We start from the raw sequence: 15,203 nt of genomic DNA, 5'->3' as shown, positions 1-15,203 counted from the left end.
CACGCCGCCTTGTCAGGCGTAATATCCGAGGATCGCTTTGGTCTCGAGATACTCCTCGATGCCTTCGGGGCCGTATTCGCGACCATTGCCCGACTGCTTGTAGCCACCGAAAGGCGCGTTCGGGTCCCAGGCCGGGTGGTTGATATGGACCTGGCCGGACTGGATCTTCGCCGCGACGGCACGGGCGCGGTCGAGATCGGCGCCCTGAACATGGGCGCCCAGGCCGTAGACGGTGTCGTTTGCGATTTCGATCGCTTCGTCGACATCGTCATAGGGGATGATCGAGAGGACCGGGCCGAAGATTTCCTCCTGCGAGATCCGCATCTGCGGCAGGACCTCGGAGAACACGGTGGGCCGGACGAAAAAGCCGGCGTCGAGGCCGTCAGGATGTCCGCTCCCGCCAGCGATGAGCTTGGCCCCCTCCTTCAGCCCGACGCGGATCATCATGCGCACGCGCTCGAACTGCGGCCGATTGGCGATGGGGCCGTGGGTGACCTCGTCCCGCAGCGGGTCGCCGACCACGAATTCCGCAACGGCCGACGCAGCCAGAGCCTCGACCTCGGCCAACTGCGGACGATGAACCAGCATGCGGGTCGGGGCGCTGCAGGACTGACCCATATTGCGGAAAGCCGCACCGACGCCCAGCGGAACGGCCCGGCGCACATCCGCATCAGGCAGCAACAGGTTGGGAGACTTTCCTCCCAGTTCCTGCGCCACCCGCTTGACCGTCGGGGCTGCGGCCTGCGCCACCAGCACGCCGGCGCGCGTCGAGCCGGTGATCGAGATCATTGCGATATCGGGATGGGCCGCCATGCCGGCGCCGACCACCGGGCCGCTGCCGTTAACGAGGTTGAAGACGCCCGGCGGACAGCCCGCGTCGTTCATCACCTCCGCGAACAGCAAGGCGCTGAGCGGCGACAGCTCGCTCGGCTTGAGCACGACCGTGCAACCAGCCGCCAGCGCCGGTCCGACCTTGGCGGTGATCTGGTAGAGCGGCCAGTTCCAGGGCGTGATCAGCCCGCACACGCCGATCGGCTCACGCAGGATCGCGGTGGCGCCGCGCTGCCGGATGAAGGGGAAGTCGAGGAGGTTGTCCCTTGCGGCGCGGATGTGCTCGGCTGCGAGCTTCACCTGCGCCTGACGGGCATAGTTGATCGGCGCGCCCATCTCGGCGGTCAGCGCCTGCGCGAAAAGCTCCCCGCGCTCCAGGATCAGGTCATGGATGCGGCCAAGCAGCGCCGCGCGGTCGGCCACGGGCACGGCCGCCCAGCCGGGGCCGGCGGCCTTCGCGGCCTGCACGGCCCGGTCGAGGTCCGCCGCATCGCCGAGCGCGATCTCGGCCACAGCCTGCTCGGTGGCAGGGTTGATGACGGCGGCGCTCTCCGTGCCGGAGGCCCGGTACCATTCTCCACCAATGTAGAACCGGTCGAGGAAGCCGGCAGCGGCCAGATGGCGAACAGGGTCGATCATGGAAGCGGTCCTCGATTCGATCATACAGGTCGACCCGGGCCTCAACGAGCGAGCGGGCGGGCACTTGTCGTACAGTGACTTAGGCCTTGTTGCCCGGCCAGAGCGAGCAGGCTCGATCTTTTCTGGGACTACCAGCCGCGGATACGTGGCCAGCGGGCTTCGATGTCCTGGCGCCCCCCTGACACGACATTGTAGGTTTCGTGCTGCGAGGCGGTGGCACAAGCATGGTTGGGCAGAATCCGCACTCTCGACCCGACCGGCAGCTCCGGCGGCGTCGCGGTCGAGCCGGGCCTGACCAAGAGCACGCCATGCTCCTGGCTCGCCTGGCCAACGATCAGATCGGGATAGGGCTTTCCGTCGAGATCACAGACCAGGCCATAGCCCTGGTCGACGCGCTGGGCTGCGGTTCCGCGGTCGCGCGACAGCGCCATCCAGCCGGCATCGACAAGAATCCAGCCCTTGTCGGGCTTGGTACCGACCACCGTCGCAAGAACGGACACCGCGAGATCATCCGTCGAGCAGACGCCGACCCCATGCATGACAAGGTCAAAGAACATGTAGACGCCGGCCCGCAGCTCCGTGACGCCCGTCAGGTCTTCGGCGAAATGGGCCGTGGGCGTCGAGCCGACGCTGACGATCGGACAGTCATGTCCCGCCGCGCGCAGGGTTTCAGCCGCCTGGACGGCGATGGCGCGCTCGTTTTCGGCGGCCGCGACAAGCGCGTCGCGCGTGTGGAGGGCATAGGATTCGCCGGCATGGGTCAGGATCCCGGCAAGCGCGACGCCCGCCTTCTTCATCGCATGGGCAACGCGCAGAAGCTCGGGATCATCCGCCCGCAACCCGCCCCGGTGCCAGTCGCAATCGATCTCGATGAAGGCGGAAGGCTGCACGCCCGCCACGCGGCCGGCGACGCCAAGCGCCTCCGCCTGCTCGGCGGAATCGAGCAGAAGCTTAAGATCGACGCCGGCCCTGCGGAGCGTCATCGCCCGTTGCGCCGATTGCGGCGAGAGGCCGACCGCATAGGTGATGTCGGTGAAGCCATGGCCCGCGAAATACTCGGCTTCCGCCAGCGTCGAGACGGTGATCGGGCCGGTACCGGCCGGAAAGACCAGGCGCGCGACATCGATGGATTTCGCGGTCTTCATGTGGGGGCGCAGGACGACGCCCTGGGCCCTCGCCCGTTCGCGAAGACGTGCAAGGTTTCGTTCCAGCTTGTCCTTGGCGAGGACGAGGGCCGGCGTCACCAGATCCTGCAACGTCGAGGCCTGCGCCTCTGTGGCGCGAGCAGTGACAGCGGCGTTTTGCGTTGACGAAAGCATTCGGATTTTCCTAGCCGAAGGATTGGTTTGCCAGCGCGAAGCGCTGGGCCGGGCCGGGCAGTGGCGTGGCGCTGCCGCGAACCATGGTGAGCGCATCGCTGACCTGTTCGAGGCCAAGTGTGCCGAGCCAGTCGCCGAGGCCCGATGTGGACGCGGTGTCGATCCGGACGCGCTGTCCAGCCAGCGGGATGAGCGCGGCAGCGATCAGCTCGCGCGCATCGGAGGCGCTCTCCGCGATGACCGGGCCGATGACATGGCCGCGGCCGAAAAGCCGAGACATGCAGTATCCCTGCACGGCGCCGTCTCGCTCCAGCACCCAGGCATCCGCCGCAGCGAGCAGGCTTTCGAGCATCTTGGTCCGGACCCAGCCCGTCGCCGCTTGGTCGAGCCCTGCGATGGCCTGCCTATCATCGGACGTGGCAGGTCTAACGCCGGGCCCTGGCGAGCCGAGGCCCGCGCCGGAAAAAACGCCTTGATGCTGCTGAATGGTCCCCACCGGCTGGAAGCCGCGCCGCTCGTAAAGCGGGCGACCTTCCGCCGTGGAATTGAGCTGGATCACGCGGGAGCCCGCAGCCTCCAGGACGGCATCCACGAGCAGGGCGCCATAGCCTTTGCCCTGTTCGGCGCGGGAGACGATGATCATGCCCATCGAGGCGTCGGTCTCCCCATAGGCCCACCAGCCAGCAGTCCCGATCACGACGCCGTCGCGAACCAGAGCAAGGCCGTGACCGATCTCCATCGCGACAGCCCAGTCAGCGAGACGATAAGGCCAGGACATCTCCCGCGAGAGCGCCAACGCTCCTTCGAGGTGACATTCGGAGAGCGCCCGTAAAACAGGGGGGCCGTCAATTTTATCGCCGATATCCGCCACGAAAATCTCTCACAACGCATTCATTCCGCGCACTCGGCCAGTATCGAGCCTCAGCGCAGTTCGCCCGAAACGGAGCCAAGAACCGGTGGCAATGATAGGTTCTGCCATTAATTTTTCAATTAATGTCCAATTAATTCGCAATTCAGCTCTGGCTTAATGCCCTTGCGGAAGTCCTTACACGGGCTCTCGGGTTTCGGTGCTGGCGTCTCACGACTTCGGTGCGGAGGGCACGTCCGCACCCCTGACGGCGCGGCGGGGTTGAAGCAGCAGCGCCACGAGGCTGGTCCAGCCGGTCTGGTGCATCGCGCCCAACCCCTCTCCGGTCTCGCCATGGAAAAATTCATGGAAGGGAATCAGGTCCTTGAAGGCGGGATCGTCCTGATACAGCGCATTGTCACCGAAGACCGCCCTGCGTCCGTTCGCGTCTCTCAGGAAAAGACCGGTCAGCCGCCGGGTGAGTTCGTCGGTGACGCCTGAGAGCCCGGTATTCGCGCCCGAGCCGGTCGGACACGGGATCTGAAGCGTATCGCCATAGAAGCGTTCGAATTCGTGGAGCGCCTCGATCAGCATGTAGTTCAGCGGCATCCAGACCGGCCCGCGCCAGTTGGAATTGCCGCCGAAGAGGTTGGTGCGCGAGAGGCCCGGCTCGTAATCAATGTCGAACTGGGCATTTTCCCAGTCGAGCACGAAGGGCTTCTCCCCGTGAGCCTTGGACAGGGAGCGCACACCGTGAGGGGAAAGGAATTCGCCCTCGTCGAGCAGGCGGCCGAGCAGAGCCGTCATGCGGTGGCGCCGCAGCAGCGAAAGCAGCAGGCGGTTGTCCTGGCCAGGCTCGGTGTAGCGCGAGATTTGCCCGGTGAGGTCGGGCCGGTTTTCCAGCATCCATCGCGCCCGGGCAGAAAAGGCGGGAAAACGCTGCTCGATATCGGCGTCGAGCACTTCCACAGCGCAAAGCGGAATGAGTCCGACGAGCGAGCGGACGCGCAGCGGGATCTGGCGGCCATCCGGCAGCTTCAACGCGTCGTAGTAGAACTGATCGGTCTCGTCCCAGAGCCCCATCCGGTCATCGCCGATCCGGGTGATGGCCGAGGCGATGTAGAGGAAGTGCTCGAAGAACTTCGAGGCGATGTCCTCATAGGCATCGTTCTCGACCGCCAGTTCGAGCGCGATCCGCATCAGGTTGAGCGAATACATCGCCATCCAGGCGGTGCCGTCGGCCTGCTCGATCGTGCCGCCGGTCGGCAAGGGCTTGGAGCGGTCGAAAAGCCCAATGTTGTCGAGACCGAGAAAGCCGCCCTCGAACAGGTTGCGGCCGGCTTCGTCCTTCCGGTTCACCCACCAGGTAAAATTGAGGATCAGCTTGTGGAAGATGCGCTCCAGGAAGCTGCGATCGGCCTTGCCGGTCAGCGCCTCGTCCATGCGGTAGACACGCAGCGCCGCCCAGGCCTGGACCGGCGGATTGGCATCGCCGAAAGCCCATTCGTATGCCGGCAGCTGGCCCGACGGGTGCATGTACCATTCGCGCGCCAGCAGCAGGAGCTGGCCCTTGGCGAACGCCGGATCGACCAGCGCCATCGTCACGCAGTGGAAGGCGAGATCCCACGAGGCGTACCAGGGATATTCCCATTTATCCGGCATCGAGATGATGTCGGCGTTGTCGAGATGGATCCACTCGCTGTTGCGGCCGCTCAAGCGCTCCGGTGGCGGCGGCGGTTGCGTCGGGTCGCCCGCGAGCCAGCGCGGCACATTGAAATGGTAGGACTGCTTCGACCAGATCAGGCCGGCGAGCGCCTGTCGCTGTACGGCCCGGGCATCGTCGCCGGCGATATCGCGCTGAAGCGTGCCGTAAAATTCATCGGCCTCGGCGCGGCGTGCGGCGAAAACGCCGTCGAACGCTGCGATGTCTCCCCGAGACTGCCCCCTGCCGTGGTCGGGCGCGAGACGAAACCGCCAGACCATGCTCTGTTGCGGCCCGATATCGCGTCTATCGAGCGCGGCGCATTTGGTGCCGCTTTCGGGCAGCGCGCCTGCATCGCGCCTGCCCATCACGGCGTCGCCGATCGCATCCTTGAAGGCGCCGCCGACACTAGTACCGTAAAGGCGGTCGGTGTTCGTCTCATTCTCGCAAAACAGCATCCGCGCGTCCTGCAAGGCGCTGAAGCGAAGCAACGGCCGGCCATCCATCCGCGCCTGCACATCGTCGCCATCGCGGCTCAGCAGCGGACGGGCCCCGACTTCGCTCCAGGACCAGGTATTGCGCGCGAGAAGCTGCGGCAGAACATGCAGGCTCGCCGTTTCAGGGCCATGGTTCAGCGCGGTGACGCGCATCAGGATGTCGTCCGGGCCGGCCTTTGCGTATTCGACGGTGATGTCGAAATAGCGCTTCTCGGCGAAAATGCCGGTGTCGGTAAGCTCGTATTCCGGCAGATCCTTGCCCTTGCGGCGCCCGTTCTCGGCCAGCAGATCGGCATAGGGAAACGCCGCCTGCGGGTATTTATAGAGCATCTTCAGGTAGGCGTGGCTCGGAACGGCATCGAGGTACCACCAAAGTTCCTTGACGTCCTCGCCATGGTTGCCCTGCGGGTTGCTCAATCCGAACATCCGCTCTTTCAGGATGTCATCGCGACCATTCCACAGCCCTAGCGACAGGCACCAGTGCTGATGGCTGTCGGAGAAGCCGGCGATGCCGTCCTCTCCCCAACGATAGGCGCGGGAGCGCGCGTGCTCATGCGGGAAATAGGCCCAGGCATCGCCGTCGGCGCTGTAATCCTCGCGCACGGTGCCCCATTGCCGCTCTGCGAGATAAGGCCCCCAGCGCCGCCAGCCGCCCTCATGAGCGGTGGCGATGCGTCGGCCTTCGGCTGTGTCGAGCAGCCGCGTCGAACCCTGCCCGTCCTTGTCGTTCACCGCGTCGGCTTCCCGCTGTCGTCGTCGAGCGTCAGCCAGGCCCGCCCGTCGCGCTGCAAAAGCGCATCCGCATCGGCGGGGCCGTCGCTCCCGGCGGGATAGATCTGCGGCTCGCCGCTCGTCCACGCATCGAGCGCAGGCGCGACGACGGCCCAGGCGCCCTCGATGCTGTCGGCACGCTGAAACAGCGTCGCGTCGCCGAGCATGCAGTCGTAGAGCAGCGTCTCGTAACCGACGACATTCTGTTCAGCGAAGACATCATGGGCCTGGAAGGATGCGGAGACGGTGGCAAGCTGCATCCTCGGTCCGGGCAGCTTGGTGTCGAAGCTCAGCCGGGCGCCCTCTTCGGGGTCGATCTGCAAGCGCAAGACATTCGGCGCCCCCTGTCCCACGGAGGCCCCGAACAGCGCCAGAGCCGTGGGCTTGAAGATCAGCGCGACCTCGGTGCGGCGCGTGCGCATTTTCTTGCCGGTGCGCAGATAGAAGGGCACGCCTTGCCAGCGCTCGTTCTGGATTTCGAGCTTGAGCGCGGCATAGGTTTCAGTGCGGCTGTCGGGCGCGACCGCCGGCTCCGAACGATAGGCGACCGAAGCTTGCCCCGCGATGCTGCCGGCGCCGTACTGGCCGCGCACCGCATCGCCTGACTTCACAAGCTGAATAGCGGCGACCAGCCTCGCTTTTTCGTCCCGAATGGCCTCGGCATCCAGGCTCGCGGGCGGCTCCATTGCCGTCATGCAGAGCAGCTGGAAGAGATGGTTCGGCACCATGTCGCGCAACGCGCCGGTCGGCTCATAAAAGGAGCCGCGCTGCTCGACACCGATGGTTTCGGCCGCGGTGATCTGGACATGGTCGATATGTTCGGCTCGCCAAAGCGGTTCGAAGACGCGGTTAGCGAAGCGCATCTCCATGATGCCCTGTACGGCTTCCTTGCCGAGAAAATGGTCGATCCGGTAAAGCTGGCTTTCGTCTGCGACAGCCAGCAGATCGGCATCGAGCGCCCGCGCCGAAGCGACATCGCTGCCGAACGGCTTCTCGATCACCAGATGCCTGAATGCGCCGTCCGAGGGCTTCAGCAGGTCGGCCGCGCCCAACTGCTTCGCGATGGGCGAGAAGAACCGTGCCGCGACCGCGAAATAGAAGATCGCGTTGCCCTGAACCGCGCCCTGGATTTTTTGATAGGTTTCGGGCGCGAGGAAATCGCCCTGCAGGTAATGCAGGCGTTCGCGCACGAAGCCCCAGGCGTCCGGATCGATGCTGTCGGGATGGAACTCCGAATGGGGATCGTTGACGAAGGACTGCATCATCCTGGTCAGGCCATCGCGCCAACCATCGTCGCTGCCGTCGCCATGATCAACGCCCAGGATCTTGGTTTTGGCGTCGAGAAGCCCGCTTCGAGCCAGATTGTAGAGCGCCGGCATCAGCAGCCGCTTGGTGAGGTCGCCACCACCGCCGAAGATGACGAGCGTGCAGGCCGGAGCCGGCGCCGGCTTCGCGGCATCGGCCGCTACGGGGGACGTGGCAGGCGTCATGGTCGTTCTCCGGGGGTCTCGATCGGCGGGTTCACCGATGGACGATGGTCCAGCGGCGAGCCCAGGCGCGCCGCGATGGTATCGGCGATCCGCAAGGCGTTGGCGATGATGGTCAACGTCGGATTCACAGCCCCGATCGAGGGAAAGAAGCTCGCATCGGTGATGTAGAGATTGTCCAGATCATGGGCCTTACAGTTCCGGTCGAGGACGCTGGCTGCCGGGTCCTCGCCGAAACGGAGCGTGCCGGCCTGATGCGCCGTGCCGCCGATCGGCGTGTCCTGGCCGAGATAGAGCGTCCGGTCGAAAAGCTGCGGATGGATGTCGACCTTGTCGCAGAGCAGACGCAATTTTTCGCGCAGGCGCCGATGGCCTTCGAGATTGCTGGCTGAGAGGTCCAGATGCACCTGTCCATCGCGATAGAACACGCGATTGTCTGGTAAAGGCAGATCCTCCGAGGTCAGCCAGAAATCCACGGCATGCCGCGCGATCCAGTCGAACGGCTTCTGCGGCAGCCATTGCAGCAGACCCGGCAGGCCTTCGGCCTCGATCTGCACGCCGTCCGACTTGCCGACCATCTGGATATGGCCCAGCGGATAGTCCCACTCGTTGGCAGGGCTGCGGTCACGCCCGAAATAGAAATCGTTGAGCCCGAGCGTCTTCTGGAATTCCGTCGGATTGGGTGTCCGCGAGATCGCCAGCACGACCGCGTTGTTGTGGCGCATGTAGTTGCGGCCGACCTGGCCCGAACTGTTCGCAAGCCCCTCGGGGTGAACCTCGTTTTGCGAGCGCAGAAGCAGCAGGGCCGAGGACAGCGCGCCACAGGCGACGACGACGATATCGCCGGACACCCGGTGTACCCGCCCCTCGATAAGAATTTCGACGGCGGCAACGCGCCCGCCGGTCTCGTCGGTCAGAAGGCGGGAGACATAGGCGTTGCGGAGCAGCGTCAAATTGTCATGCGCCGCCAGCGCGGGATCGACGCAGATCACCTGCGCGTCAGATTTGCCGTTGGTCAGGCTGGGAAAGCCGTCGAAGGGGTCGCAGCGCAGCAAAAGCGAGGTCGGCATCGCGGCGCCGGTCTCGTCCTGATCGAGCATCGCGCCCATCGGGAGGTGAAACGGATGTAGCCCTTCGCGGAGCCAGCCGTCCGCGATGTCCTGAATGCGCGGCTCGTGGCGGATCGGCGGGTGGGCATAGGGCCTCGTCCAGCGTGGTTCGGTCGGGTCTTCCCCCCGCACCCCATGGACCTGGAAAAGCTCCTCGGCTGCTTGATAGTAAGGCTCGAACTCGTCGTATTTCACCGGCCATTCCGGTGCGATGCCGTCCGGGTGGGCGACACCGTGGAAATCCTGCTCCCTCAAGCGCAGCAGGACGCCGCCATAAACCTTGGTGTTGCCGCCGACGAAGTAATGCAGGCCGGGCTTGAATGTCGCGCCGCTGGACGAGGTCCAGGTTTCGTCGGCCTGATAGCGGGCCTGACGAAAGACCGCGTCGCTGTCCCAGTTCGCCCGCTCGCGCTTCAGGTAGTCGCCACGTTCGATCAGCAGGATGCGCTTGCCGGTTTTCGCGAGGCTCCACGCCATCGTCGCACCGCCCGCGCCCGAGCCGACGATGACGACGTCATAATGATCGTCGCCCATAAAGTGTCTTCCCCGCAGCCAACGCCGAGTGAACGTAGCCTGTCCCTATCAAGTTCGCACGTGAAGGAAATTTAACTTAACGCCGCGGAATGCCCTGACCGCTGGCTTCGATGCCGGCACCGTTCCATATAGAGCGCGAACGCACCTGACGGTGCGCGGAGCCAAAAGGCGAGCCATGATCGACCGTAGAACCATGCTGGCGCTGGCCGCAGCCTCGATCGCCGGATCGAAAAGAAGCTTCGCCCAGGCGGCGCAACTCCGGATCGGCTACGTTCCCGTCATCGGGGCAAGCGCGCTTTTCGTTCTGGATGGCGACGGGTCGGCACGAAAGGCCGGGCTCGACCTCAAGCTGAGCAAATTCGACTCCGGGCCGAACGCCATCCAGGCTTTCGCCTCGGGCACGCTCGACATCCTTGCGGTCGGCGTCGCGCCTGTCGCGGTCGCTCGTGCCCGAGGGCTCGAAGCCTCGGTGATCGCAGCCGCGGCCGTCGGCGGCGCGGCCTTCGTCGCGGGACCGGCTCTCGCCAAGGCCTTCGCGGAGAACGGGAACGATCCCGCCAAGGCTTTCGCCGCCTTCAAGACCGCGACCGGGCGCCGGGCCAAGCTGGGCACGCTGCCGCCCGGCGGCGTGCCGACCGTTGCGCTCCACCATTGGCTTCGGAAAATTGGCAAGGTGGACCCCGCCGAGGTCGAAATCGTCCAGATGGGGATCGAGGTGGTGCAACAGGCGATGCTGACCGGCGCCATCGACGGCGGCACGCTGCTTGAACCCTCGGTGACGCTGGTGACCGAGCGCGATCCAAGGATCAAGCGCATCGTTAACTCCCCCGAGATGTTTCCGGATATTCCCGGTGTCGTCGTCGCGGCTTCGGGCACGCTCCTCAAGAACCAGCCCGATCTTGCCGAGCGGTTCCTGGGATTGTTCCTGCGCGCGACGCAGCAGATTCTCAGCGAGCCCGCCAAGGTCGCGCCCTATGTGCTCGCCGCGCTCGGCGGGGGGCTCGTGGCGGAGGAGACGATTGCGCGGGCCCTAGTTTCACCCGCCGTGCGCTTCGTCAACAATCCCGCCGATATCCGCAAGGCGACGGAGGAGCTGCTGGCCTATCAGGTCGAACTCGGCGATTTCCAGCGCGCCCCGCCGATCGACGGCCTGTTCGACCAGGCCTTTTTCGATCGCGCGCGGGCGAAGGCCAATCTATAAACGTCGGCTACCCGCTGGATGGATGACGCGCCGCTGATCCTGACCTTGCGGCTCGACCTGGCCAGCGCCGCGCGATTCGAGGCCGAGCGGATGCGGCACTTTCCGCCGGCAAGGAACCTCATTCCCGCGCATCTGACCCTGTTCCATCACCTGCCCGGCGAACATCAGCCCGAGATTTCCAGGCAATTGGCTTCGATCGCGGCACTCCAGTCGCCTTTTGCGATGACCGTGCCGTCGCTGCGCTTCCTTGGCGAGGGCACCGCTTACAACATTCTCAGCGCCGAGTTGGTGGCTCTGCGGGCTTCGATTGCCGGTTTATGGGCGGCGCGGCTGACGCGGCAGGACGCGGCAGGCTTCCGCCCCCATGTCACGATCCAGAACAAGGTTTCGGCTCCGGCCGCGAAGGCGCTGTTCGAAAGCCTTTCGGCAGGGTTCGAGCCTTTCACAATCGAGGCAACCGGGCTGTTGCTCTGGCGTTATCGCGCGGGACCATGGGAGGCTGCGGGTGAATACGCGTTCCAGACGTGACGCAGTTGCCGGATCGGCCTGCAGATGGGAGGCCCGGTGTCGCGGGTAGCCGTGATCGTCGGCGCGACGGGCGGCATCGGCTCGGCGCTCGTCGCGGCTGTCGCCGCGTCCGGCGCGTTCACCTCCGTGCATGCGCTGTCGCGGACGGGCGGACGCTCGAGCGAAACCCTGATCGCCCACAAGGCCGACATCACCGATGAGGACAGTCTTCGTGCTGCCGCAGAGAGCATGGCCGGAGGCGATCCGGTCGGGCTCGTCATCGTCGCCAGCGGCATTCTGCATGCACCGGGCATCGCGCCGGAAAAGGCGCTGAAGGCTTTGGATCCCACAGCGCTGGCCCAGCTTTTCGCCGTCAACGCCATCGGCCCGGCGCTCGTCGCCAAACATTTCGTCCCACTGCTGCCCAAAGAGGGACGCTCCGTCTTCGCAGCGCTCTCGGCGCGGGTCGGCTCGATCGAAGATAATCGTCTCGGCGGCTGGTACGGCTACCGCGCCTCGAAAGCCGCGCTGAACCAGTTGATCCGGACGCTGGCGGTCGAGCTGGCGCGGATCCGGCCGGACGCGATCGCGCTCGCTCTGCATCCCGGCACGGTGACGACCGGTCTCTCCCAGCCCTTCCGCAACGATGACACGAAGCCGGGCGTGTTCTCGCCAACCGATTCCGCAACTCGTCTTTTGGCTGTGATCGACGGGGCGTCGCGCGAACAATCCGGCCAATTGCTGGCCTGGGACGGGTCCCGAATTCCATTCTGAGCCCGGCTCACGGCATCTTGCGGGCCAGCACGGCACCCGAACGCCGTTGGAGCGTTCTCCAGTTTCAAAGACGGAGGACACGATGAGCGCGATGACGGTGACGGCCACGCATCTCGAGGCCCAGGGCTTCGTGCCCAACAATCCGCGACTGCCGATGGTGCTCTATCAGGCGGCTTTTCCGGTCGAGGGCGATGTCGCCGGCGCCATGGAGAAGCGGTTTCAGGAGAATGGCTGGCCGCCGCAGTGGCGCGACGGCATCTATGATTTCGATCATTACCATACGCATGGGCATGAGGTGCTCGGCATCGCCGCAGGGTCGGCCGAGTTGATCCTCGGCGGCAGCGAGCGCCGGCAGCTTCGGGTCGAAGCCGGCGACGTCCTGCTCCTGCCGGCTGGAACGGGGCATCGCTGCACCTCGCATTCTGAGGATTTTCTCGTCGTCGGCGCCTACCCGCCGGGCCAGAGCGCCGACATCGTCCGAACGGCCGCAACGCCCGCGATGCTGCAGAAGATCGCGACGCTGACCTTCCCGCCCTGCGACCCCGTTTCAGGCGATGACGGCCCGTTGATGAAGCTGTGGGGCGATATCGGGGTGAAATCCAAATGATCGATCGCCGCATCATGCTCGCGACCCTCGGCAGCGCCCTTCTCGATCCTGCCGCTGGCGGCGCCGCCACGGACGGGATCACCGTCGAGCGCTTCGACGGAACCGGGGCTGGCCGCAGGCCGGTGCTGGTTCTGCTCTATGGCTCGGATGGCCTGACGAACGAAGGCCGCTACGAGACTGCCGCCCGGCTGCTGGCGGGGACCGGCTACACGGTCTTTCTGCCGCATTACTTCGAGGCCACCGGCGACCGACGCGCCAGTTACCGCGAGATCGACAGCAAATTTCCGCTCTGGAAGAGCGCGATCCTGCGCTCGATTGCCGGCCTCAAAGATCAGCCCGGCATCGATGCCGGACGGATGGGCCTCGTCGGCTTTTCGCTCGGCGGCGCGCTCGCGCTCGCCACGTCGGCCGACGACAGACGGATCAAGGCGGTCGTCAACTTCTTCGGCTTTTTGCCAGCAGAACTCGCCGCCGCCACCCGCGTCGCGCCGACTCTCACTCTTCATGGCGATGCCGACAGGATCGTGCTGGTCTCGAATGCCCGGCAGATCGAACAGGTGCTGCGCCGGATCGGGACGCCTGTGGAAACGCAGATCTATCCGGGCGAAGGCCACGGACTGTCGCAGAGCGCCTTTATCGACGCCGCATCGCGCTCGGCCGCTTTTCTGGGCCGGTATCTCAAGTAGCCGTCCGAGCCTATCCGTAGCGGGTTTCGAGCAGGTCGATCTCGCGGATCAGCCTGCGCGCGGCCTCCTCGTTCAGTTCGCGCTGGCGCAGCAGGCGATAGAGTTCGCCCCGCTCCGCCTTCAGGCCGGCGACGCGCAGTTTGCGCTCGATGGCTTCCAGCCGGCGGCCATGAAAGGTGCCCTCGACATTCTGCGGCCGGCCCTCGATGCGCTGGCGATAAATCTCCATCACGCGGAGCGAAGCCTCGGCGTAGAGATCGACATCGGAACGCCCGGACGCCAGTTCGTGCTGCGTGCGTTCGATGGCCTGGATGGCGATCTTCGCGGCCTTGCCTCGTGCGTTATCGATCTCCTCCTGGTCGAAATCCTCCGGCGGCAGCTTGAGATCTTTCAGAAGCGGCGGCAGCGCGACGCTCGCGACGATGAGGGAGACCACGATGACCCCTGCGGCCAGGAAAATGGCGAGGTCACGCGCCGGAAACGGCGTCCCGTCATTGAGCGCGAACGGCAGGGTCAGGACGCCGGCCAGCGTGATCGCGCCCCTGACCCCGGCAAGCGAGGTCGCGGCGACGATCCGCCAACTCACCTGGGGCGCGGGCTTTCCCCGTCGCGCCGCCCGAAACATCGTCAGCTTCAGCGAAACCCAGACCCAGACGAAGCGCAGCACGGCAAGCGCGAGGCTGATCGCCAGCACATAGAAGGCCAGCAGCCAGGGCTCGCGGTGCCCGGTCGTCTTCACCGCTTCCACCGCACCGGCGAGGATACCGGGCATCTGCTCGCCGAGCAGGACGAAAATGACGCCGTTCGCCGCGAACTGGATCATGTCCCAAACCGCCGCGCGCCTGATCCGCGTGACCGCCAGCCCCTGCCCGCTGCCTTCGATGAAGCTCATGGTGATGCCGGCGGCGACGACGGCGAGAATGCCCGAGCAATGAAAATGCTCCGCCAGCAGATAGGCGCCGAAGGGGATCAGCAGGCTGATCAAGATCTGGGAGCTGGTGTCCTCCCCGAAGCGAGCGGTGATCCACCGCTTTGCGGCCGACACGGTCCAGGTCAGCCCGACGCCGATCGCGATGCCGCCGATGGCCAGCCATGCGAAAGTCCCCACTGCGGCGCCCAGCGAGAATGAACCGGTGAGCACCGCCGCCACCGCGAAGCGCATGCAGACGAGGCCCGAGGCGTCATTGAGCAGCGCCTCGCCTTCGAGGATGTGCATCAGCCGCTTGGGGATGCGGGTGCGCGAAGCGATGGCCGAGACCGCGATCGGGTCGGTCGGCGAGACGATCGCGGCCAGCGCAAAGGCCACGGCCAGAGGCATCGGCGGAATCAGCCAGTGGATCAGCAGGCCCACACCCAGTACGGTGAACAGCACCAGACCCAGCGCCAGCTCAAGGATGATCCGCCGGTCACGGACGAGATCGCCCTTCGGGATGCGCCAACCATCCAGAAACAGCAAAGGCGGCAGGAACAGCAGGAAGAAGAGATCGGGGTCGAGATAGACGGTCGGCACCACCGACAGGGCGATGACGGCACCGAGCGCGATCTGCACGAGCGGCAGCGGCAACCGCGTCCAGCGCGCGAGCGAGCCGCTGACCACCACGGCGGACAGAAGCGTCAGGATGGTGACGACGGATTCCAAAAGACCCTCGATCGGCCGGCTCGGCGACTCGCCGCGATGTCGGCATCATAATG

At 65.6% G+C, this 15,203-nt stretch carries 12 protein-coding genes; 5 read left to right on the top strand and 7 right to left on the bottom strand.

What is annotated here, in order from left to right:
• Positions 1-12: 12 nt before the first annotated feature.
• From AC1DR6_RS10060 to AC1DR6_RS10035, 6 genes are all read right to left on the bottom strand, one after another.
• Positions 13-1,470 carry an aldehyde dehydrogenase family protein gene (locus tag AC1DR6_RS10060; protein WP_476829084.1) on the bottom strand — a complete coding sequence of 486 codons (1,458 nt, stop codon included), beginning with the start codon at positions 1,468-1,470 and terminating at the stop codon, positions 13-15.
• 128 nt (positions 1,471-1,598) lie between these two features.
• Positions 1,599-2,789, bottom strand: coding sequence for an alanine racemase (locus tag AC1DR6_RS10055; RefSeq protein ID WP_476829083.1), 1,191 nt, complete (start codon positions 2,787-2,789; stop codon positions 1,599-1,601).
• A gap of 10 nt (positions 2,790-2,799) precedes the next feature.
• On the bottom strand, positions 2,800-3,567 hold the full coding sequence (locus AC1DR6_RS10050) for a GNAT family N-acetyltransferase (RefSeq protein ID WP_476829082.1): 768 nt from the start codon (positions 3,565-3,567) through the stop codon (positions 2,800-2,802).
• A gap of 300 nt (positions 3,568-3,867) precedes the next feature.
• Entirely contained in the window at positions 3,868-6,567 is a 2,700-nt protein-coding gene (locus AC1DR6_RS10045; protein ID WP_476829081.1) for an MGH1-like glycoside hydrolase domain-containing protein, read from the bottom strand.
• The gene (zwf, locus tag AC1DR6_RS10040; protein ID WP_476829080.1) at positions 6,564-8,096 is read right to left on the bottom strand and encodes a glucose-6-phosphate dehydrogenase; all 1,533 of its coding nucleotides are present in this window, start codon (positions 8,094-8,096) and stop codon (positions 6,564-6,566) included. The genes AC1DR6_RS10045 and zwf overlap by 4 nt, the downstream gene beginning before the upstream one ends.
• Complete coding sequence (locus tag AC1DR6_RS10035; protein ID WP_476829079.1) at positions 8,093-9,736, bottom strand: FAD-dependent oxidoreductase; 1,644 nt, start codon at positions 9,734-9,736, stop codon at positions 8,093-8,095. The genes zwf and AC1DR6_RS10035 overlap by 4 nt, the downstream gene beginning before the upstream one ends.
• Positions 9,737-9,911: 175 nt before the next feature.
• Here AC1DR6_RS10035 and AC1DR6_RS10030 point away from each other — a divergent pair, with 175 nt between their 5' ends.
• From AC1DR6_RS10030 to AC1DR6_RS10010, 5 genes are all read left to right on the top strand, one after another.
• Complete coding sequence (locus AC1DR6_RS10030; protein WP_476829078.1) at positions 9,912-10,937, top strand: ABC transporter substrate-binding protein; 1,026 nt, start codon at positions 9,912-9,914, stop codon at positions 10,935-10,937.
• A gap of 18 nt (positions 10,938-10,955) precedes the next feature.
• On the top strand, positions 10,956-11,465 hold the full coding sequence (locus AC1DR6_RS10025) for a 2'-5' RNA ligase family protein (RefSeq protein WP_476829077.1): 510 nt from the start codon (positions 10,956-10,958) through the stop codon (positions 11,463-11,465).
• Between the two features lie 36 nt (positions 11,466-11,501).
• Entirely contained in the window at positions 11,502-12,218 is a 717-nt protein-coding gene (locus AC1DR6_RS10020) for an SDR family NAD(P)-dependent oxidoreductase (protein WP_476829076.1), read from the top strand.
• Between the two features lie 82 nt (positions 12,219-12,300).
• The gene (locus AC1DR6_RS10015) at positions 12,301-12,825 is read left to right on the top strand and encodes a cupin domain-containing protein (RefSeq protein ID WP_476829075.1); all 525 of its coding nucleotides are present in this window, start codon (positions 12,301-12,303) and stop codon (positions 12,823-12,825) included.
• A complete protein-coding gene (locus AC1DR6_RS10010; protein ID WP_476829074.1) occupies positions 12,822-13,511 on the top strand; it encodes a dienelactone hydrolase family protein in 690 nt (229 codons plus the stop codon). The genes AC1DR6_RS10015 and AC1DR6_RS10010 overlap by 4 nt, the downstream gene beginning before the upstream one ends.
• A 10-nt stretch (positions 13,512-13,521) precedes the next feature.
• Here the strand turns inward: AC1DR6_RS10010 and AC1DR6_RS10005 are convergent, their stop codons facing one another.
• Entirely contained in the window at positions 13,522-15,150 is a 1,629-nt protein-coding gene (locus tag AC1DR6_RS10005; RefSeq protein ID WP_476829073.1) for a Na+/H+ antiporter, read from the bottom strand.
• Between the last annotated feature and the right edge of the window lie 53 nt (positions 15,151-15,203).

It is taken from the genome of Allobosea sp. P5_A5 (assembly GCF_056400625.1).
The sequence above is the reverse complement of the archived record's forward strand: the minus strand, read 5'-3'. Positions and strand labels throughout refer to the sequence as shown.